21 protein-coding genes are annotated in these 21,511 nt (G+C 37.6%); 15 read left to right on the top strand and 6 right to left on the bottom strand.

The window, feature by feature from the left end:
* The first annotated feature begins 65 nt into the window (after positions 1 to 65).
* From QGN23_RS02105 to QGN23_RS02080, 6 genes are all read left to right on the top strand, one after another.
* The gene (locus QGN23_RS02105) at positions 66 to 254 is read left to right on the top strand and encodes a hypothetical protein (RefSeq protein WP_282905386.1); all 189 of its coding nucleotides are present in this window, start codon (positions 66 to 68) and stop codon (positions 252 to 254) included.
* Between the two features lie 35 nt (positions 255 to 289).
* On the top strand, positions 290 to 1,801 hold the full coding sequence (locus QGN23_RS02100; RefSeq protein ID WP_282905385.1) for a peptide MFS transporter: 1,512 nt from the start codon (positions 290 to 292) through the stop codon (positions 1,799 to 1,801).
* Between the two features lie 36 nt (positions 1,802 to 1,837).
* A complete protein-coding gene (locus tag QGN23_RS02095) occupies positions 1,838 to 2,371 on the top strand; it encodes a thioredoxin family protein (protein ID WP_282905384.1) in 534 nt (177 codons plus the stop codon).
* 107 nt (positions 2,372 to 2,478) lie between these two features.
* Complete coding sequence (gene recG / locus QGN23_RS02090; protein ID WP_282905383.1) at positions 2,479 to 4,569, top strand: ATP-dependent DNA helicase RecG; 2,091 nt, start codon at positions 2,479 to 2,481, stop codon at positions 4,567 to 4,569.
* A gap of 71 nt (positions 4,570 to 4,640) precedes the next feature.
* Positions 4,641 to 7,082: a DUF5686 family protein gene (locus QGN23_RS02085; protein ID WP_282905382.1), complete on the top strand. Its 2,442-nt coding sequence runs from the start codon at positions 4,641 to 4,643 to the stop codon at positions 7,080 to 7,082.
* A 2-nt stretch (positions 7,083 to 7,084) separates the two neighbouring features.
* Positions 7,085 to 7,321 (top strand): hypothetical protein, encoded by a 237-nt coding sequence (locus QGN23_RS02080; protein WP_282905381.1) that lies wholly within the window; start codon positions 7,085 to 7,087, stop codon positions 7,319 to 7,321.
* Positions 7,322 to 7,519: 198 nt separating this feature from the next.
* Here the strand turns inward: QGN23_RS02080 and folP are convergent, their stop codons facing one another.
* Positions 7,520 to 8,377 carry a dihydropteroate synthase gene (gene folP / locus QGN23_RS02075; RefSeq protein ID WP_282905380.1) on the bottom strand — a complete coding sequence of 286 codons (858 nt, stop codon included), beginning with the start codon at positions 8,375 to 8,377 and terminating at the stop codon, positions 7,520 to 7,522.
* A gap of 81 nt (positions 8,378 to 8,458) precedes the next feature.
* Between folP and QGN23_RS02070 the strand changes: the two genes are divergently transcribed.
* Genes QGN23_RS02070 through tpiA form a run of 4 tightly spaced genes read left to right on the top strand, consistent with a single transcriptional unit; the run spans position 8,459 to position 11,263 of the window.
* Positions 8,459 to 9,019, top strand: coding sequence for a DUF1599 domain-containing protein (locus tag QGN23_RS02070; RefSeq protein ID WP_282905379.1), 561 nt, complete (start codon positions 8,459 to 8,461; stop codon positions 9,017 to 9,019).
* 10 nt (positions 9,020 to 9,029) lie between these two features.
* Entirely contained in the window at positions 9,030 to 10,124 is a 1,095-nt protein-coding gene (locus QGN23_RS02065; protein WP_282905378.1) for a BT_3928 family protein, read from the top strand.
* A gap of 6 nt (positions 10,125 to 10,130) precedes the next feature.
* Positions 10,131 to 10,487: a tellurite resistance TerB family protein gene (locus tag QGN23_RS02060; RefSeq protein ID WP_282905377.1), complete on the top strand. Its 357-nt coding sequence runs from the start codon at positions 10,131 to 10,133 to the stop codon at positions 10,485 to 10,487.
* A gap of 14 nt (positions 10,488 to 10,501) precedes the next feature.
* Positions 10,502 to 11,263 (top strand): triose-phosphate isomerase, encoded by a 762-nt coding sequence (tpiA, locus tag QGN23_RS02055; protein ID WP_282905376.1) that lies wholly within the window; start codon positions 10,502 to 10,504, stop codon positions 11,261 to 11,263.
* 102 nt (positions 11,264 to 11,365) lie between these two features.
* Here tpiA and clpP read toward each other — a convergent pair whose 3' ends face one another.
* Complete coding sequence (gene clpP, locus QGN23_RS02050; protein ID WP_282905375.1) at positions 11,366 to 12,052, bottom strand: ATP-dependent Clp endopeptidase proteolytic subunit ClpP; 687 nt, start codon at positions 12,050 to 12,052, stop codon at positions 11,366 to 11,368.
* 27 nt (positions 12,053 to 12,079) lie between these two features.
* Entirely contained in the window at positions 12,080 to 14,056 is a 1,977-nt protein-coding gene (gene dnaG, locus QGN23_RS02045; RefSeq protein WP_282905374.1) for a DNA primase, read from the bottom strand.
* A 233-nt stretch (positions 14,057 to 14,289) separates the two neighbouring features.
* Between dnaG and QGN23_RS02040 the strand changes: the two genes are divergently transcribed.
* The 5 genes from QGN23_RS02040 to QGN23_RS02020 all read left to right on the top strand — a co-directional run bounded on the left by QGN23_RS02040 (position 14,290) and on the right by QGN23_RS02020 (position 18,219).
* The gene (locus tag QGN23_RS02040; protein ID WP_282905373.1) at positions 14,290 to 15,294 is read left to right on the top strand and encodes an isoaspartyl peptidase/L-asparaginase family protein; all 1,005 of its coding nucleotides are present in this window, start codon (positions 14,290 to 14,292) and stop codon (positions 15,292 to 15,294) included.
* 2 nt (positions 15,295 to 15,296) lie between these two features.
* Positions 15,297 to 15,704: a tRNA (adenosine(37)-N6)-threonylcarbamoyltransferase complex ATPase subunit type 1 TsaE gene (gene tsaE / locus QGN23_RS02035; protein WP_282905372.1), complete on the top strand. Its 408-nt coding sequence runs from the start codon at positions 15,297 to 15,299 to the stop codon at positions 15,702 to 15,704.
* Between the two features lie 81 nt (positions 15,705 to 15,785).
* Positions 15,786 to 16,979, top strand: a complete 1,194-nt coding sequence (locus tag QGN23_RS02030) for an alanine dehydrogenase (RefSeq protein WP_282905371.1) — start codon at positions 15,786 to 15,788, stop codon at positions 16,977 to 16,979.
* Positions 16,980 to 17,351, top strand: coding sequence for a hypothetical protein (locus tag QGN23_RS02025; RefSeq protein ID WP_282905370.1), 372 nt, complete (start codon positions 16,980 to 16,982; stop codon positions 17,349 to 17,351).
* 25 nt (positions 17,352 to 17,376) lie between these two features.
* Positions 17,377 to 18,219 (top strand): prephenate dehydrogenase, encoded by an 843-nt coding sequence (locus QGN23_RS02020; protein ID WP_282905369.1) that lies wholly within the window; start codon positions 17,377 to 17,379, stop codon positions 18,217 to 18,219.
* A gap of 53 nt (positions 18,220 to 18,272) precedes the next feature.
* On the opposite strand, the gene QGN23_RS02015 is transcribed toward QGN23_RS02020, so the two are convergent.
* The 3 genes from QGN23_RS02015 to QGN23_RS02005 form a co-directional block, all read right to left on the bottom strand.
* Positions 18,273 to 18,902, bottom strand: coding sequence for a class I SAM-dependent methyltransferase (locus QGN23_RS02015; protein ID WP_282905368.1), 630 nt, complete (start codon positions 18,900 to 18,902; stop codon positions 18,273 to 18,275).
* Between the two features lie 315 nt (positions 18,903 to 19,217).
* Positions 19,218 to 20,636 (bottom strand): L-serine ammonia-lyase, encoded by a 1,419-nt coding sequence (locus QGN23_RS02010; protein ID WP_282905367.1) that lies wholly within the window; start codon positions 20,634 to 20,636, stop codon positions 19,218 to 19,220.
* A gap of 195 nt (positions 20,637 to 20,831) precedes the next feature.
* Complete coding sequence (locus tag QGN23_RS02005; RefSeq protein ID WP_282905366.1) at positions 20,832 to 21,473, bottom strand: alpha/beta hydrolase; 642 nt, start codon at positions 21,471 to 21,473, stop codon at positions 20,832 to 20,834.
* Positions 21,474 to 21,511: the final 38 nt, after the last annotated feature.

The following is a 21,511-nucleotide window of genomic DNA, read 5'->3' as shown; positions in this document are numbered from 1 at the left end:
ACCGATTATTCGGTGGTTTTTTCTATTTTCGTAGTGCATTACGCAAGTTTTATAATTTAAAATTGATGAAAATTTCACTTTGTTCAGAAAAAGATGAAACCATCGTGAAATATTCTGTCTTAAATGACAAAAACAATCTGTTTGCAAGCAAATATCTTTTATATTTACCAAAGGAAGAAGAATTAAAACAAATCATCGATCAAGACAGAATTCGTTTTGAACTCGAACAAGAAGAAAATAAAAATAATTCATGACGCGCTGCGTCAGAAATCAATTATCAATTATAATTATGAACCTAACCCTCGATCAAATCCAAGATTTTAAAGGCAAATATCCAAAACAAATCTGGTCACTTTTCTTTTCGGAAATGTGGGAACGCTTTTGTTTCTACGGAATGCGCGGAATGCTCGTCTTTTTTATGATTTCCCAACTGAACTTGGGCGAAAAAGAAGCCAATCTGCAATACGGCGCGACCCAAGCTTTTGTGTATGCCTTTACGTTCGTGGGAGGTTTGTTCGCAGATAAAATTTTAGGATTCAGGAAATCTTTGTTTTGGGGCGGAATTTTAATGATAATCGGCAGTTTGATTTTAGCCCTGGATCCGCACCAGTTTTTCTTTTTAGGAATCTCATTTACTGTAGTTGGAACAGGATTTTTCAAACCGAACATCTCCACTATGGTAGGAAAACTATACAAGAAAGGTGATAACCGTACAGATGCAGGGTTTTCACTTTTTTATGCCGGAATTAATTTAGGAGCTTTGCTAGGTGGTTATTTGTGTATCGCCATTGGAAAAGGTGAATTGCTTTCCCATTTAATCCCTGAAGGATTACACTGGAATGTGGCTTTCGGTTTAGCAGCAGTTGTAATGGTGATCAGCTTAGTCAATTTTATTTTTACACAGAGAAGATTAGGACCCATCGGACTTCAACCTTTAAAAGTACTTAAAAACGGAGACCTGGTTTCCATGGAAAAATGGAAAGAATACGGAGTTTATGCCCTGTCTTTACTTTTCATTCCGATGATTATGGTCATGGTGGCGAAAACTCAATACACCGATTATTTCATGTATGCTGTTGGCCCATTGACATTAATTTATCTATTCTATGAAATGTCTAAAGTCTCTAAATCAGAACGCAGTAAGCTTATGGCTGCTCTCATTTTCATTCTTTTCTCCATCATATTTTGGGGTATTTATGAGCAAAGTGGTGGTTCGCTAAGTATTTTCGCTGCGCATAATCTGAACAATGATTTACTCGGTTTAGATCCAAACGGCGTGAACAATTCCGGCGGCGCATTCTTCATTTTATTGGTTGCGATCCCAATTGGTTTACTTTGGATCTGGCTCAGTAAAAAGAAATTAGAACCCAACACTATTATTAAATTCGGTTTAGGATTTATATTTTTAGGGTTAGGATTTTATGCAATTTTCGCTACTCAATTTTTTGCAAATGCAGCGGGAGTTACTTCTTTAAGCTTATTTACCATCGCTTTGTTTATTATCACTTTGGGTGAAATGTGTCTTTCTCCGATTGGTCTGTCGATTATGACGAAGCTTTCTACGCAAAAGCTTCAGGGAATGATGATGGGAATGTGGTTTTTAGCTTCAGCTTACGGACAGTATGTTGCAGGATTAATTGGAGCAAATATGGCAACAGCACGCAAGGATGCCTCCAATATTGAAAAGCTGCATGCGTATACATCTGGTTATAAAGAATTAGGTTTATATGCCGTGATTGCCGGGGTTATTTTAATATTAATTTCGCCACTGGTCAAAAAATTGATGCAGGAAGTAAGATAAACCCCAACTTGGTACGACTTTAGTCATTAAATTGAAATGAAAAAAACAGTCCTTTTACTTTCGATATTGATAACGTTCTTCGCCTCTTCCCAAGTCAGATGGATGACTTTGGAAGAAGCGGTCAACGCTCAGAAAACGGTTCCCAAGAAAATACTGATTAATTTCTATACCGATTGGTGTGCTCCGTGTAAAATCATGGAGAAAAACACTTACAATCAACCGGTGATAGCAAATTATTTAAATGAGAATTATTATCCGGTGAAGTTTAATGCCGAAGGAAAAGAACAAATAAATGTATTTGGCAGAACTTTTACCAATACTGAATTCGATAACGGAAATAAAAAAAATGCCATGCATGATTTCACCAAATACATGAATGTCAACGCAATACCATCGGCGGTTTTTCTGGATGAAACGGGAAATCCCATCACCATTTTACAGGGAGCCCTAACTGCCAAAGAATTAGAGCCCTATATTCCATTTATCGCAAACAATGAATATAAAAAGATAAACACCCGCGCACAATGGGAAAATTATCAGAAAAAATTCAAATCAAGTATTAAAGATTAACGGTGATTCTTAAATAACAGTAAAGAAGACTTTCAAATATTTTTTGGAAGTCTTTCTTATTTTAACGAAATTCGCTCCTTGACTTTCAATACGCTTTTTTTTTAATATTGACTTTAGAAACTCCCATAGAATTTTTAAAGGGAATCGGTCCCGAACGCGCCAAATTCATTAAAAATGTTTTAGGATTTACGACTGTGGAAGATTTTCTAACTTTTTATCCTTTAAGATATATTGATAAAAGCAAAGTTCATAAAATAGGCGATTTAAGAACAGAACCCGATGCTGAAATCCAATTTAAAGGCAAGATTACCGATATTCAGGAAGTGGCTTACGGCAAAGGTCAGAAGAGATTAACGGCTAAATTCCGTGATGATTCGGGCACGCTGGATCTCGTCTGGTTTCGGTATTCAAAATGGATGAAAGAACAAATTCCCCTCAATCAGGAAATGTTCGTCTTTGGTAAAATCAATGAATTCAACGGGATTTTCTCAATGCCTCATCCCGAAATCGAAGCCGATGAAAAGAAAGCCCTTTCAGGAACGCTCTTGCCGATTTATCCCGGCAGTGAAAAACTCTCGAAGCGTGGATTAAATAACAAGTTTTTTCAAACGGTAATCGCTGACATTGTTAAAAACCTGCCCAATTTAGTTTCGGAAAACCTACCCGGTTCCTTAATGAAAAGTTTGAACTTAATCGGAAGAATTCCCGCTTTATACCATATTCATTTCCCGAAAGATCTCGTTCATTTTCAACATGCAGAAAACAGAGTCAAATTTGAAGAAGCCTTTTTTTTCCAGTTAGGGTATGGTTTAAAAAAGCAACATCATAAAACGTCCGTAGCTGGAAATCCTTTCCCGAAAATCGGTGAAAATTTCAATCAGTTTTACAACGAATTCATTCCTTTTGAACTGACCAATGCCCAAAAAAGAGTTTTAAAGGAAATCCGGACTGATCTGAAAAAACCGATTCAGATGAACCGGCTTCTTCAAGGCGATGTAGGTTCCGGAAAAACCATGGTAGCGCTTCTTTCGATGTTGATCGCTCTGGATAACGGTTTTCAGAGCTGCATGATGGCTCCGACAGAAATTCTGGCGCAGCAGCATTTTAATTCCATTCAGGAACTTTTAGAAAAAACAGATATTAAAGTCCGGTTGTTAACAGGTTCAACCAAAACGTCGGATCGAAAAGTTATTCATCAGGAACTTCTTTCCGGTGAACTTTCAATTCTGATCGGAACGCACGCGGTTTTAGAAGATATCGTACAATTTAAAAATTTAGGTCTCGCCATTATTGATGAGCAACATCGGTTTGGTGTGGCGCAAAGAGCGAAATTATGGGCGAAAAACAAAATCGCTCCGCACATTCTCGTCATGACTGCAACGCCGATTCCACGGACTTTAGCGATGAGTTTTTACAGTGATTTAGATGTGTCGGTCATCGATGAACTACCGGTCGGCAGAAAAGCCATTATCACCGCACGCCGTCGGGAAAAAGACCGATTATCGATTTTTCGTTTTGCCAAAGAGGAGATTGAAAAAGGCCGTCAAATCTATTTCGTTTATCCTTTAATTGAAGAATCCGAAACTTTGGATTATAAAAATTTATTAGAAAACTTAGAACATATCATCGAATTTTATGAAGGATTTAATGTAACTATGCTTCACGGCCGAATGAAACCTGCTGAAAAAGAAGCAGCGATGCAGTATTTCGCTTCCGGAAAAGCCCATATTATGGTTGCAACCACGGTCATCGAAGTCGGTGTAAATGTTCCCAATGCGTCGGTGATGATTATTGAAAGTGCCGAAAGATTTGGCCTGTCCCAACTTCATCAACTTCGCGGAAGAGTGGGTCGCGGTGCCGAACAGAGTTACTGTATTTTGGTCACTTCCGATAAACTTTCCAGTGACAGCCGAACCCGGATGAAAACAATGGTCGAAACGAATGACGGTTTTAAGATTTCAGAAGTTGATATGAAACTGCGCGGTCCCGGCGATATTCTCGGAACCCAGCAAAGTGGTGTTGTCGATTTTAAAAAACTCGATTTAGTGGCAGACGGCAAAATCATCAAAGCTGCAAAATTGACCGTTGAAAAATTACTCAAAAATGATCCTCATCTAGAACATCCTGAAAATTTCGAATTACGAACCTATTATGCGAAACAATACAAAGGAAAAAATAAATGGGGACGAATTTCCTAATAGTTAAAGTTTATGAGTCTTAACACGTAATCTGCATTGAATTTTAATTTTTTTGAATACTTTTGTTTTCTATGAAAAAACACAGTGCAATTCTCTTTTTATTTATTGGTCTTTTCTTCTTCGGACAATCTAAAATTACGGTTTTAAAAACGGGTGAAGGAACACCGATTCCCAATGCTTCCATTTTTTGTAAAGGAAAACTTTTTGGTAAAACCAATACTGAAGGCACTTTAACCTTCAAAACAAAATGTGAAAAAGTACAAGTAAAAGCTCCGGGCTTTTATGAAGACGAAGCCGTGGTTGATAAAGTGATGGAAATTTCTCTTTCTAAAAACGATCCTAAAACCCAGTCGATTGAAGGAGTCATCATTTCTGATAAAAGTGACCCGCGCGCGTTGAGAATTTTACAGAAAGTAAATGATAATTTCAAAAATAATTCACCGCAAAGTTTAGACTCCTACTCCTTTAAATCTTATGAGAAAATTTCTTTCGACTTCGATGAAGACAGTATTAAGCAGTACAGTCAATATTTGAATCACCGTCTTGATTCACTGAAAACAGTTCCTGTCGCGATACAATCTGCCGAAAAAAAGAAAGATTCATTAGAAAATCTGAATGTGATGAAACTGATGACTGAGAGTAAATTGTTTCTTTGGGAAAGAGCTTCTGAGTTTTTATATTCCAAAAAATACGGCGAAAAAATCAATATTCTGGACAATCGTGTGGCTGGTTTAAAACAACCGGTTTACGAAATGCTGGCGCTGCGCTCTAACAGAAATAAAATTCCCAAAGAAATCCAGGAGGAAAACCGGACTCTTTACCGCTACTTTCTGACAGACAGTATCGAGATTGAAGGCAGAAAAAATTATGTAATCCGTTTTCGCCAGACCGATTATAAAAACCCGGTGCAGAAACGAAAATTCAACGGTTATATCTACGTCGACGCCGAAACTTATGGCCTGAAAAAAATCGAAAGCAACAGCAAGAAAAAAAGTGAAGGATCAATCACAAGCATCTGGAAACCCATCGACAACAAATGGTTTTTGCTCAAAGAAAATTTTAAAATAAAAATGGGATCCACCGTTTTTGACGTCAACAAAACGGACAAAAAGAAAAAGGATGATTCAGACGAAAAATTGAAAAAACAGTTTGGAAACTACGTTTTTGTGAGGGCAGATTATTTCGATTTTAAAACTTCCGTTGACGAGAATAAAAAAGATTTTTCGGGATATTCAATGTCGGTAAAAAACACCGCCGGAGATATTCTGGAAAAATACAGAACAGATTCTTTGACAACACGCGAAAAAATGACCTATTCCAAAATCGACAGCGTAGGAAAAAAATACAACCTCGATCAGAAATTGAATGTTTTTACCGGTTTTCTCAAAGGCAAAATCAGAGTTGGGAATGTAGATTTTGATGCACTTCAACTGCTGAAATACAATCAATACGAAGGTTTTCGTCTGGGTGCAGGCATTAAAATGAATGAAAAATTCAACAAATATATTTCACCCGACGCCTATATCGCTTATGGATTCAAAGATTCTTCCTGGAAATATGGTGCCGGAATCGATATCAAAACAACGTTAGACAAAACTTCTTTTTTCCGGGGCGAATATTATAACGACGTCGATGCGGCGGGACGTTTCAATGAAAATCTCTGGAACTTTAAAATGAAAATCAATAATTCCGGTGTGGACTTAAACAATGACAGATTCTACCATTTCGAAGGTTTTAAAGTGTCCTACGAAAATGATCTGTCTAATTCGCTGACTCTGAGAGTTTCTGCCAAGAGAGATCGCGAGGAAGCAAAATTCGATTACAGTTACAACAATCTCGGAAATCGTTTTGAAAATGTCGCAACGCAACTTACCCTGAAATATTCACCGAATTCTAAAAGTATGATGACGCCATCAGGAAAGTTAACGTATGAACAGAACTATCCGGAGTTTTATTTCAATTACGAACAAGGTATAAAAACTTTAGGCGGAGACTTCGGTTTCAGCAGATTTGACTTTCTGATTCAACACATTTTCAAAACCAAAATCGGTGTTACGGGTGCTCGTTTGTATACCGGTCTGAGTATCGGAAATGCGCCGATTTGGCATCAGTACGCGGTTAACGGTTTAGGAAATGGCGAAAGTTCTCTTAATTTCAACCTTACTTCTTACCTCGGTTTTGCCACGATGGAAGGCGGCAAATATTATAATGACAAGTTCGTAGGTTATTATTTAACGCACAGAATCCCCTATTATTTCAGCACTTTCGGAAAGAAAATTTCCAGTTTCGATATGGTGTACCGTGGAATTACGGGCGATATGAAAAATCCGGAAATTCATCAGTTTGATTTTCAGAAACTCGACCATTTTTATCAGGAAATCGGTTTAGAAGCCAACAACTTTTTAGGGAGTCCTTTCAATTTAGGATTCTTCTACCGCGTGGGATATTACGCCACTCCAACCTTTAAAGAAAATTTCGCCATACAGTTAAAACTCAATTTTTTAGGATTTTAGAAATGAAAAATATACAGATTAAAGCAAGTTCTTTTTTTGAATTATTAAAGATGAAAGATACCTCGATGTGGGAGATTTTCGCCCAAATGATCGATGGCGAAGAAAAAGAAATCATCTTTTTAGATGATGAAGAAAAGATTCTGTTCAGTTACCTGCTTCCCGATAATTTGGAGAAACTGGATGAAGACCGAAAACAGTTTGCGGAGGAATATTCTGAAAAACTGTCTGGATTGAATTAGAAATAAGTAGAACCTGTTTAAATTTGTTTTAAAAACCACAAAAGTCACAATGGCGATGAACATTTTTAAGTTTTTCTAAAGGAAAAATAAGGAAACTGCTCTAAAAAGTTATTTTTTTTCGCCTTCGGAAGTTCTTATTTTCAGATTTTCTTTTGTCAGATTTGTGGTTTAAAATAAAGTTTGATGTCTTTTATTCCATTACTTTTTCAAAAACAAATCAATTGTTTTTTTAGTTGCCAAAACATCGTGAACACGCAGGATTTTTGCTCCTTTTTGCAGAATTTTTAAATGGATTTTCTGCGTTTCTTCCTGAATATCTAAAGGCGATTTTCCTAAAGGTTTATAAATAAATGATTTTCGGGAAATACCGATTAACAAAGGATATTCACCAAATCCGATCATCTCCGTTTCATCAATCATCTGATGTTGCTGCTCCACAGTTTTCCCGAATCCAAAACCGGGATCGAGAATGATGTCCTTAATTCCGAAACTTCTTAATTTTTGAATCTTTTCAGAAAAATAACAATTGATATGGAGGATAATATCGTCATGAATGAGCTTTTCATGCATCGATTCATAAGTCGGGTTAATGTGCATTAAAATATATGGAAGTCCTGTTTCGGCAACTTTTTCGAACATTTTGTCATCAAACATTCCGCCTGAAATATCATTGACCAAATCCAATCCTTCATCAAAACCAAACTTTACCGTTTCAGAATAAAACGTGTCTAATGAAATTAAAATGTGTGGAAATTCTTTTTTAATTATAGAGATCAGATTTCCTATTCTTGAAATTTCTTCTTTTGAACTTAAAAATTCGGCATTTGGTCTGGTCGACTGTGCGCCGAGATCGATGATCGAAGCTCCGTCAGTAATCATTTTTTCGGCATGTAAAAGCGCTGCCTTTTCGGTATTGAATTTTCCTCCATCGGAAAACGAATCCGGCGTGATATTGAGGATTCCCATCACTTTAGGTTCTGATAAAGCGACTAAATGACCATGGCAATTTAGAGTTGAAAAATTGGAAGATTGCGGTTTCGGAATTTCAGTATTCATTTGACAAAAATACGATTTCTGACCAAGATCAACCAACAACTCTCAAACGAAATTCTTATCTTTGAAAAGTTTAGAAATCTTATGCAAAAAACATCACAACAGTTCGACGAAGTTATCAACGTCTGCCGCGAATTATTCAGTAATAAACTGTCTGATTACGGCGCATCATTTCGAGTTTTACGAACTTCATCATTAACAGATCAGATTTTCATTAAAGTTAAAAGTTTAAGAAATTTCCAAACCACGGCAATTTCTAAAGTCGGCGAATCAGAAGAAGAAAATTTTATCGCTATTGTAAACTACTCTATTATCGGATTAATCCAGTTAGAGAAAGGCTTTGCAGATGATTTCAAACAGGATCGCAATGAAATCCTGAAAATGTATGACCAGTTTGCTCGTGAAGCCAAAGAATTAATGCTGAGAAAAAATCACGATTACGGAGAAGCCTGGCGCGAAATGCGGATCTCATCAATTACCGATCTGATCTATCAAAAAGTACTGAGAACCAAACAGATAGAAGACAACTCCGGTATAACTTTAGTTTCCGAAGGAATTGACGCCAATTATTTTGATATGCTGAATTATGCGGTTTTCTGCCTGATAAAATTCTCTGAAGAAAAAGAAGTTTCCAAACCACTATAATTGAATTGATATGTTGAGAAATACACTAAGAATTGCAATTGCATTAGTTTTTATTGCATCAGGTTTTGTAAAAGCCGTAGATGCAGTGGGATTTTCATTTAAACTAGAAGAATATTTTTCACCTGCCGTTTTCAACATTCCTTTTTTAGAAAAACAGGCGCTCATTATTGCAGTGCTCGTCGTTGTTCTGGAACTGGTTTTCGGATTTCTACTGTTAATAAAAAGTCAATTGAAATTCACGCTTTCCGTCTTGATTGCTTTGTGTGTTTTCTTTGCTTTTCTGACTTTTTATTCAGCCTACTTTAATGTGGTAACCGATTGTGGTTGTTTTGGTGATGCCCTGAAAATGGAACCCTGGCAAAGTTTCTGGAAAGATATTATACTGTTGATCGGATTGCTCGTTTTATATTTTCTTTATCGAAATAATTTTAATGAAACCGACCAAAATTCGAACCTTAAGAAATACCTTTCTGCCTTTGCTTTTCTCGCCATGATTTTTGTGATCAGTTGGGGAATTACCCACGAACCGGTCATTGATTTCAGAGATTATAAAATTGGCACCGACCTCAATATCGAGAAAAAAAATATTGCCGAAAATCCGTCTCAATTTAAAACCTATTATTCTCTTAAAAACGAAAAAACAGGAGACGTTTTAGAAGTCAATCAGGATGATTATGTCAATGAGAAGAAATATTGGGAAGAAGGTTCGCCGTGGATGATTCAGGATGACAAGACCACTTCTAAGCTTGTAAAACAAGGTTATGAATCAGAGATTTCTAAATTCAAACCTGAAACCACAGACGGCATCGATTTGACCGGCGAAATGCTGAAAGCCCCAAAAGCGATTCTTATTTTTTCGTACAATCCGAAAAAGGCAGACAGCGAGGTTTTAGCGCAGGCCGAAGCCAAGTTGAGCCAACAAAAAGACGCTCTGGTTATGGGTATTTCTACCAATCCCAATACCTTTAAAACCATTAATAATACAATGATGGATGGCACGGCAATTAAAACAATAGCCCGAAGCAACCCGTTTGTCCTTACTTTAGAAAAAGGAAAAATTGTAGATAAAATGTCAGCCGAAGATTATATTAAACAAAAAAATTAAACGATAATGAATCAAAAAAAATCAAATAAATCGATTGCCGGTTATCACCTGTTAATGATTCTTTCCGCTGTTGATGGGGAATTTGCTCCGGAAGAAGGAATGATGATTCAGCAATATCTAGCCGATGAATTTCCATTTAAAATGGACTTAGATGACGAATTAGAAGTTATTGCTCTTTTAAAATCTGAAGAATGGAAGCCGCATTTTGAATTTCACGCGCAGTGTTTTCTGGATGATTCTACAGAGAAAGAAAGAATGTCTTTCAGACAATTTGCAAAAACGCTGATTAAAGCAGATGAGCAGGTTTCTGACACCGAACACGATTTCTATCAAATCCTTAAAGACATTTGGCAACTTAATTAAATAAATATTTGACCATGAGAAAAAACATCGTTGCAGGAAACTGGAAAATGAATAAAAATGTGATTGAAGCACAGCAATTAATGTTTCAATTATTAGATTACAAAAAACACAACGCCACTCAGTGTGAAGTTTGGATTGCGCCACCAGCACTATATTTAATGATGGCAAAAGATGTTTTTGCCCACAATGAAATCGGCGTTTTCGCCCAGGACATCAGCGCGCACGAAAGCGGCGCTTATACGGGAGAAATTTCGGCAGATATGTTGGCATCTATTCATGCGGCCGGTGCAATTATCGGTCATTCTGAAAGAAGATTATACCATGGTGAAACTGATGCTCACTGTAATGTAAAAGTAAAATTGGCTTTGGACAAAGGTTTAACGCCGATTTACTGTAATGGTGAAACTTTGGAGCAAAGAATAGCCGGCCAACATTTAGAAGTGGTAAAAAACCAAACTGAAGTGGCTCTTTTCTCTTTAACGGCTGAAGAAATTAAAAAAGTGGTCATTGCATATGAACCGGTTTGGGCAATCGGCACTGGAGAAACAGCTTCGCCAGAGCAAGCACAGGAAATTCACGCCCATATCAGAAATTTAATCGCCGGTAAATACGGACAAGACGTTGCTGACGAAATTTCAATTCTATATGGCGGATCTGTAAAACCGGACAATGCCAAAGAAATCTTCTCCCAACCTGATATCGACGGTGGTTTGATCGGAGGTGCCGCCTTGAAAAGTGACGATTTTGCTAAAATAATTGAAGGATTTAATTTGTAGTACACATCCTTTTGTACAAAGTGAAATTTTTCCCATAAAAAAACGGACGTCAACTTTAAGTTGCGTCCGTTTTCAATACTTTATGCGTTGTAAAAAAAAATATTACTTGCTCTCTGTTTTTCTTTGAAGAACTTCATCAACCATTCCAAAATCTTTGGCTTCCCCGGAAGTCATCCAATAATCTCTGTCAGAGGCTTTCTCCACCCACTCGTAGGTTTGTCCTGAATGTTCAGAAATGATGTCGTAGAGTTCTTTTTTCAGTTTCAGCATTTCGCGCAAATTGATTTCCATGTCGGATGCAACACCCTGTGCTCCACCACTCGGCTGGTGAATCATCACTCTTGAATGCTTTAATGCAGAACGTTTTCCTTTTGCACCGGCAACCAAAAGAACTGCGCCCATTGAGGCAGCCATTCCGGTACAGATTGTCGCAACGTCGGGCTTAATAATCTGCATGGTGTCGTAAATTCCTAAACCTGCATATACGCTTCCACCAGGAGAGTTAATGTAAATTTGAATATCTTTTGAGGCATCAGAACTTTCAAGGAAAAGCAACTGCGCGGTGACGATATTCGCAACCTGGTCATCAATTCCTGTTCCCAGAAAAATAATACGGTCCATCATTAAACGGGAAAAAACGTCCATTTGAGCAACGTTCAAACGTCTTTCTTCCATAATATACGGCGTCAGACTGGTTGGGTTAAACATTCCCATATATTGATCAGTCGCCAGTCCGCTGTTTCCTAAATGTTTTACAGAGAAATCTCTGAAATCTTTTTTAATATCCATTACTTATTTTTTTTTGCATTATGTAGTTTACAATTTTTGTTCCCTAAAAAAACTATGCCCTTTTGTCAGTTGGCGGTTCAGTTTTTTATTGATTTCGCTCAGAAGACTTTTTAATACCATAATTTTTTTCACCAATTCATAGTACTCTTCCGGATTTTCATCTCTTACAGCATCTAACTTCTTCACAATATCATAAATCATCTTTTCAATAAAATGACTTTTATGGATGAGAATATCATCTTCAATTTCAGCTTCTAATTTATCGCCGGGTTTAGGCGGAAAGATATTGCTTTTTTCCCAGTTGCTTAATTCTTCATCCCCAAGGATGGCACCTGAAACTTTAGAAACAATAGTTTCATCCATTAAAGTTAAGAAAAAATTACTTTGAATGATCTCATTATTGGCTAATCCGTTTTTTAATTCTTCAATTATTTTCCGGTTAACCGGAGATTGTGGCTCATAATTATCTTCATTAAAGTGACTGATTATTTCTTCAATCACCGTAATTTTAAACGGTTGGTTATCGGCATCAGACTTTTCTAAAACCCGGTCTCCAAAGTTAAGCATGTGTTTCACCAACTTTTCCTCTAATTCCAACAAAGGATTTACCGAAATTATGGTTGGAGGAACAATTTCCATTTTCGGCCTTTCTTGAGGCTCTGCTCTCTGTTGCGGCGAAAACTGCTGATTCTGAATCTGTTTCTGAACATTCAGTTCATTAAAAAGAGATTGCTCTGAAAGTCCAAATTTGGTGGCGACCTCTTTCAGGTAAACTTCCTGTTTCAAGGCATTTTTTACGAAAGCGACCGACTTTACGATATTTCGGATGGCTTCTGCTTTTTTTATCGGATCATCGCCGGCTTCTTTTAATAAAATCTCAGCTTTGAAATCGATAAAATCGTTCGCTTTGGTTTTAATGAAATTTTCGACATATTCCTGAGGATGCTTTCTCGAGAAAGAATCAGGATCATCACCATCAGGGAACAGTAAAATCCGGATGTTCATTTCCTCAGCCAACAATAAATCGATGCTTCTGAAACTGGCTTTAATTCCGGCAGGATCACCATCAAAAAGAATGGTTACATTTTCAGTCAACCTCTTAATCAGTTTGATTTGATCCACGGTCAACGCTGTTCCCGAACTGGCTACGACATTTTCAATTCCGCTTTGATGAAGAGCGATTACATCCATATAACCTTCTACCAGAAGGCAAAGGTTATTTTTTGAAATCGACTGTTTTCCCTGGCTCAATCCGTAAAGAACGCTGGATTTATGATAAATTTCGGTTTCAGGAGAATTAAGATATTTGGCTGTTTTTACATTATTCTTCAGAATTCTGGCACCAAAACCTAAAACCCGGCCTGAAAAACTGTGAATCGGAAACAAAACCCTTTCCCGAAAACGGTCGATGCCGTTCGGTGCATTTTCCGGGAAGATAGAAAGTCCCGATTTCTCCAGAATTTCTTTGGAATACCCTTTATTTAAAGCAAATTCTGTAAACGCATTTCTTTGTTCCGGCGAATATCCCAACTGGAATTTTTTGATAATATCATCCCGAAGTTCGCGTTCTTTAAAATAAGAATAAGCGATGGTTGTTCCTTCTTCCGTTTCAAAAAGTTGATGTTGAAAAAAATCGTTTGCAATCTCATGAATTTTATAAAGCAGTTCCTTATCGGTTTGTGCCTGTTTTTGCTCTTCCGTGAGTTCGCGTTTATCCTCTTCAATTTCGATTCCGTACTTTTTAGCCGCGTGTTTCAGCGCTTCGGGATAGGTGAAATTTTCGATTTCCATTAAAAAAGAAATCGCGGTTCCGCCTTTTCCGCTGGAGAAATCTTTCCAAATCTGTTTGCTCGGCGACACTACGAAACTCGGCGATTTCTCGTCATGAAAAGGACTTAATCCTTTAAAGTTAGAGCCCGCCCGCTTCAATTGTACATATTCGCCGATGATTTCCTCTACCCGGACGGCAGAAAATATCTTATCGATTGTTTGCTTAGAAATCATTCGGTAAAAATAGGAATAAAGTTTTTGTTTTCCTTATCATTGTAATCGTTTCGATTCCCAAAACTTATCAACAAACTCTTGCTGAAATTAATATTGAATGGTACAGTTTTCAGAGAGACAAAGGTTTAATAGTGATGAATAATGGCTAATGAGCAATTATATAAAGAAATTGAGAACCGCTTTTTCACTGCTGAAGAAAAAAACAATAAATTTGACAAATAATTCCATTGACAATGAAAAAACTCCTACTTGCTTGCATTATTACGTTTTCGCTAATGATGACGGCACAAAAAAAATACGTCCTCGTCATCCATGGCGGTGCCGGAACCATTCTAAAGTCAAGCATGACTGCAGAAAAAGAAAACGCTTATAAAGCAAAACTTTCAGAAGCCTTGAAAGCTGGATTTGCTGAGATTAAAAAAGGAAATTCGTCGATAGACGCAGTCGCTGCTTCGATCATCGTTATGGAAGATTCGCCATTATTTAATGCCGGGAAAGGAGCAGTTTTCACCGCAGACGGGAAAAATGAACTGGATGCTTCTGTTATGTATGGAAAGGACAAATCTGCCGGAGCAATAGCGGGTGTCCACACCATTAAAAATCCAATAAAAACGGCAATTGCCGTAATGCAAAAGTCTGAACATGTGATGTTATCAGGCGTTGGCGCAGAACAATTTGCGAAAGACCAAAACTTAGAAATTGTAGATCCATCCTATTTCTGGACGAAAGAGCGTTGGGATGGACTGCAAAAACTGAAACAGAAAGAATCATTAAATACGAAGAAAAAAGTCTCTCAAAATACCTTGCCAGAATCTTACGAAATCGACCAAAAATTCGGAACTGTAGGTGCGGTGGCTTTAGATAAAGACGGAAATATCACCGCCGGAACTTCAACAGGCGGAATGACCAATAAAAAATATGGCAGAATTGGCGATGCGCCGATTATTGGTGCCGGAACTTATGCCAATTCTCAAGTTGGAATTTCAGCGACCGGTTGGGGCGAATATTTCATCCGGGCTACGGCTGCCAGAACAATTGCCGCGAAAATGGAATATCAAAATAAAGACATTAAAACAGCCACTCAGGAAACCATCGACGAGATCGCAAAAATGGGCGGTGACGGCGGTTTAATCGCTTTAGATAAAGACGGAAATATGACAATGCCTTTTAATACTGCAGGAATGTATCGTGGAGCAATTACTGAAGATGGTGAAATTTTCATTGAAATTTATAAATAAACATGGAATTCAAAATTAATAAAATTGAAGACTGGCAAACGGTAACCGATCAAATTCTGCCAGAATTTAAGCATAATATTCTTTTACTGAAGGGAAATCTGGGCGCAGGAAAAACAACATTTACCCAATTCCTTCTGAAAAATTTGGGAAGCCAAGATGAAGTCTCCTCTCCTACTTATGCGATTGTAAACGAATATGACTCCCCGAAGGGAAACGTTTTTCACTTTGATTTATACCGCATGAAATCCGCTGATGAAGTTGAAGATATCGGCATCCACGAATATCTGGACAATTCCTTTTTATGCATTATCGAATGGCCGGAAGTGTATGAAGACGAACTCGCCCATTTCCCACATCATGAGATGAGCATCGAAAATGATGGAGAATACCGCCTCATTAACTTCCGGTAGAATTTGCCCTTTTAATAATCAAATCATTGTATCTTTGCACATTGATTCTATTGAATCAGCTTCCTTATCAAAACTTATAAAATGAGTCATACCCACATTTTTACCCCATTTTCGGAACAGGATTTACTCCCTCAGGAAGAGAAATTAGAAATCGTAAAAAAGGAAAAACAATTCAGCATAGGAATTCCAAAAGAAACTTGTCTTAATGAACGGAGGACCTGCATCACTCCCGATGCCGTGCAGGTATTAGTGGCAAACGGACATCACATCATCGTAGAATCCGGAGCAGGTGAAGGTTCTTTTTTTACGGATTTACAATATTCTGAATCCGGAGCGATCATCACTCAAAGTCCGCGGGAAGCCTTTGAACAGGATCTGGTTTTAAAAATAAATCCGCCGACAACAGAAGAGATCGAAATGCTGAAAATGAATACCTATTTGGTTTCAGCTTTACAAATCAATCTCCGCGACAAAGAATATTTTAAAAAATTGGCTGAGAAAAAGATCAACGCCATCGCATTTGAATTCATCGCTGATGAATACAATCAATTAACATTGGTAAGGTTGATTGGCGAAATTGCAGGAAGTATTTCGATTCTTTATGCCGCAGAATTATTGGCCCTTTCGAACGGATTAATGTTAGGTGGGATTACCGGCGTCCGTCCGACAGAAGTCGTGGTTATCGGCGCTGGGATTGTAGGTGAATTCGCAACCAAAGCAGCTTTAGGTTTGGGAGCGAGCGTAAAAGTTTTTGACAATTCCCTGTCGAAACTTCGCCGTCTGCACATGATGGTTGATGGGCGTGTTCCTACTTCTATCATCGATCCCAAAGAATTAACGAAGAGTTTAAAACGGGCTGATGTGGTTATCGGTGCACTTGCAAAATTAAGTGCGGTTCCGATCGTTACTGAAGAAATGGTTATAGGAATGAAAAAAGGAAGCGTCATTATCGATGTAACCATCGATAACCGAAAAATGATTGAAACTTCGGAACTGACCGACATGGAAAATCCGTATATTATCAAGCATGGCGTTATTCATTGTGGTTTACCTAATTTAACCTCAAAAATGCCTAGAACCACTACGAAAGCAGTTTCAAATTTCTTCCTTTCTTATCTTTTGAATTACGATGAAGAAGGTGGTTTTGAAAACATGCTTGTCCATAAAAATGAAATGAAGCAATCGCTTTATATGTATAAAGGTCGCCATACGAAAAAAATGATCTGCGACCGTTTCGATCTGACTTATCATGACATCAATCTTTTAATTTTTTAAATGAGAAAAGCCAAATTCTTCTTACTGGGACTAATTCCCGGCCTTATAATCGTATTTTTTATTCTGAACAAAAAAGGTGCAAGCTGCAGCGGATACCTTCCTAATTCCAGGGTGATTGCGGAAACATTATCAAAAGAATTCACCTATTCCGACGGATTTAAAGCGGAAATGGAATTTCTGAAAATCGATGAGAAATTTCTGAAAGACAGCATTATTACCAAAGGAAATATTGATTTCGAAAAAAGTGATGCTCAGAAAAAACCTTGTCCCAGTTATATTTTGACTTATCCCAAGAAAAATCCCCGATACGAAATCGGATTTGAAAAATGTACAGAACAATCGAATTTCCAAAGTCTAAAGAAATTACGCTAATCCCAGTATTTGCATATCCACAGTTATGAAATTAACCATCATCGGTGTCGGTTTAATTGGAGGGTCAATTGCCTTAAAATTACGCGAAAAGCATTTCGCAGATTACGTTTATGGCGTCGATCAAAATGAGCAGCATCTGGTTGAAGCAAAAGGATTGGGCATTATCGATGAAAGTTTGTCGCTGGAAAAAGCAATCCAAAATTCTGATCTTATTATTTTAGCCATTCCGGTGGATGCATCCCGAAAATTACTGCCGGCAATTTTAGATTTGGTTACGGACAAACAAACCGTAATGGATGTTGGTTCTACAAAAGCGGGAATTGTAAAAGGAGTAGAAAATCATAAAAACAGAAATCGTTTTGTGGCTTTTCACCCGATGTGGGGAACAGAAAATTCGGGTCCGAAGTCAGCGGTATCAGACAGTTTTGCGGGAAGAGCAGGTGTAATTTGTGATCAGCAAGATTCGGCGCCAGACGCGTTGAAAATGGTCGAACAAGTTGCAGAATACCTGGAAATGAATCTGCTTTATATGGAAGCCGAAAGTCATGATGTTCACACGGCTTATATCTCTCATATTTCCCATATCACTTCTTATGCGCTGGCAAATACCGTTCTGGAAAAAGAACGCGAAGAAGATACTATTTTTCAGTTAGCGAGTTCGGGTTTTTCGAGCACGGTTCGTTTGGCAAAATCTCATCCGGAAATGTGGGTTCCTATTTTCAGACAGAATAAAGAAAATGTGTTGGATGTTTTGAATGAGCACATTACGCAACTCCGTAAATTTAAATCGGCGTTGGAAAAAGAGAACTATGATTACCTGGAAGAACTGATCCGCAATGCAAATAAAATAAGGGGAATTCTAAGATAAGAAAGCTTCAAATAAAAGGTTGAAGCTTATATTTTATCAGCATTTGTCATTCTTTATTTCTTCTTAAATATCATTGTCAAAATTCTCGGAATGGTATTTCTGTCGTTTTCGTCAAAGTATTCGTTTAGATCTACCAACTGAAAATTATGTTTAATAGCTGAACTTACAAAGTCTGAAATATGGTGATTAAAGCAGGTTAATACTTGAAGTCCGTCTGCAGTTTCGAACCTTGCTTTTGAACCGCTGTATTGTTTAAACGGGTGCAATTCGCCAATGTAAATGATCCCATTTGAATTTACGGCTTCACTTAGTTTTTCAAAGATGATATCCAGACTTTCGATATGTTCTAAAACGAGACTGAAAGTGACTAAATCATATTTCTTATTTTCAGTAAATTGCCATTCTGTGTTGATGTCGGTCTGAATAAATTTCACATTATCCGCCTTTATTTTCTGTTTCGCTTTCGTCAGCATTTCATCTGAAAAGTCCACCGCTACAACATAATCTGAAATAGTCGCTAACCATTCGGTATTTTTTCCTGTTCCACAACCTATTTCCAGGCAATCAGCAAAATGATGTTCCTTTAAATTTTGCCGAAGTGAAACTGCTTCCAGATCTCTGGTTTTATTCTCATTGGTATCATATTGTTCAGACCAAATATTGTAGGCTTGGTTCACATTCATTTTTTGTTAATTCTGTTTATGGTTTGTTTTTAAAATGATTTAGAAACGTTAGTAATTCTGCAGGCGGAATAAATATACCAAAATTTATACTTGCAAGAGGTTTAATAAATAGCTAAAATCCAAACTTTCGGTTAAGCACTGACTTTGTAAGTAGAAAACCAACTTTCGATTAAGTTCTACTCTCCGTCAATTGGCTGTCATTCTATTTTTTTAAATTTATGGATTCCAATTTTTCAGTTTCTGTCCAAGGATGAACAGCCGGACCAGTCTTCAGAAAAACCAATCTTATTGCTTCTGAAAATTAAAGAGAAAAATCTAACACTCTGCGACGTTCACGGCGATGGCGAGACCACCTTCTGAGGTTTCTTTGAAGCGGTCATTCATGCTTTGAGCGGTTTCCCACATCGACTGAATCACCTCGTCTAAAGTGACTCGCGCTTTGGTAGGATCGGATTCTAAGGCAATATTCGCCGCGGTAATCGCTTTGATCGCACCCATAGAATTACGCTCGATACACGGAATCTGCACCAGTCCGCCAATCGGATCACAAGTCATGCCGAGGTGATGTTCCATCGCAATTTCAGCAGCCATTTGAACCTGACCGGGCGTGCCACCCATAATTTCGGTAAGACCGGCAGCGGCCATGGCAGACGAAACTCCAATCTCGGCCTGGCAACCTCCCATCGCGGCAGAAATGGTGGCGTTCTTTTTAAAGAGCGTTCCGATCTCGCCGGCTACCAAAAGAAACCTGATGATATTATCGTCACCTTTGAAATCGGTGAAAACCTGGGAATACATCAGCACAGCAGGAATTACGCCACTCGCGCCATTGGTTGGTGCGGTAATAATCCGGCCGAAACTTGCATTTTCTTCGTTCACGGCCAAAGCAAAACAGGAAACCCATTTGTTGATATTGGTAAAACTTACATCAGCATTGATGAGTAACTGATACCACTCATGGATATTTTTATAAATTTTGTCACCAAGTAATTTTCTGTTTAAACCCGCGGCACGACGGGTAACATTTAATCCACCGGGAAGAATTCCTTCTTTGTTGACTCCTTTGTAAATACATTCTTTAATCTGCTGCCAGATATAAAGGGCTTCTTTTTCAGTTTCCTCTCTGGTTCGCCACGATTCTTCGTTAAGGAAAATAAGATCTGAAATTTTATCTAAACCTAATTTGGCCATATTCTTATCAATATCTTTTCCGTTATGGCAAGGATAAAGGGTTCTGGTACAATGGTTTTCGTAAGAATTAGCTTCCTGGGTCGCGATAAATCCGCCACCGATGGAATAGTAGTCCTGAATTAATTCTTCTCCATTTTCAAAAACGGCTTTGAAAATCATTCCGTTTGGATGAAAATCAAGTGATTTTTGTTTGTTTAAAATCAAATGATGACCGTAAATAAACGGAATTACTTTTTCACCGTTAAGATTTAAAGTATTCGACGATTTGATGGTTGCTACTTTCTCATCAATTTTAGAAGTATCGATCTCTTTGAAATTTTCACCAGAAAGGCCTAGCATTCCGGCGATATCAGTTCCGTGGCCGATTCCGGTTTTAGCGAGTGACCCGAAAAATTCGACAAAAACTTCTTTTACTTCCTGAATCTGGTAATCGGTTTTTATTTTTCTGATAAAACTTTCCGCCGCGTTCCACGGTCCCATGGTATGCGAACTTGAGGGTCCGATTCCTACTTTTATAATTTCAAAAACACTGATTGATTCCATTGTGTATAATATGCGATGAGCATTAAACTAAAATTGAGTGGATGACAAAGATAATTCTATTTTTGATATTCTTTTAAGGAAATTTTTAATGGAATAATTTCCTTTATTTCTGATCATTTTCACTAGCGATAAAATATAAAACGTTTACTTATGAAGGGAATAGGCTGATTTTATTTTTTTTTAAGACCGGTTTTATTAATTAAAAATTTCTGCTAAAATCTTAGAAACCTGCTTCGGTTGGGTTACCGGAAAAAGATGCGTTCCATTTTGTACGATATAATCCGGCTTTGAATATTTCACTGGAAACACAATGTCTTTGCTTCCCAGAATCTGTATGACTTTTGGATTTTTATCAGATTTCCAATTGGAAACCTGCTCGATTCCCCATTTTAAATAATAAGGATCGGTGACTTTCAGATACTGCATCATTTTAGGATTTTTCGGATCGACCATTTTTCTCATAAAGGAATAAATGGCGGCAGATTTCACATTGAACATTTTTTCGGGTAAAAATCTGGCAATCCTGGTGATTTCTCCGAATTTAATGAATCTCGATTTTTCTTTATCAGATTTAATGCTTCCCAAAATAACGATTTTTTCAGCAGGTTTAATTTTATCGATTTCCTGTACGAGAATCCCACCAAAGGAATAACCAAGTAGGGCAAAAGGTTCGGACGTGTCAACTCTGTCCGCCATTCTTTTTACGTAATGTTGAAAATCTTCATGATTTGACGGAATCAGCCAGTCCAGAAAGATAACTTCTAAATTTGGTGGAAAAATAATTTTTTCCAGTACTTTAAAATCGGCTCCAAGTCCGCTGACCACGTATAATTTCATACCTCAAAAATAAAAAAAAGAGCAGACAATGCTGCTCT

Source organism: Chryseobacterium gotjawalense (assembly GCF_030012525.1).
Lineage (GTDB): Bacteria > Bacteroidota > Bacteroidia > Flavobacteriales > Weeksellaceae > Kaistella > Kaistella gotjawalense.
This window is presented reverse-complemented; position numbering and strand designations above follow the sequence as displayed.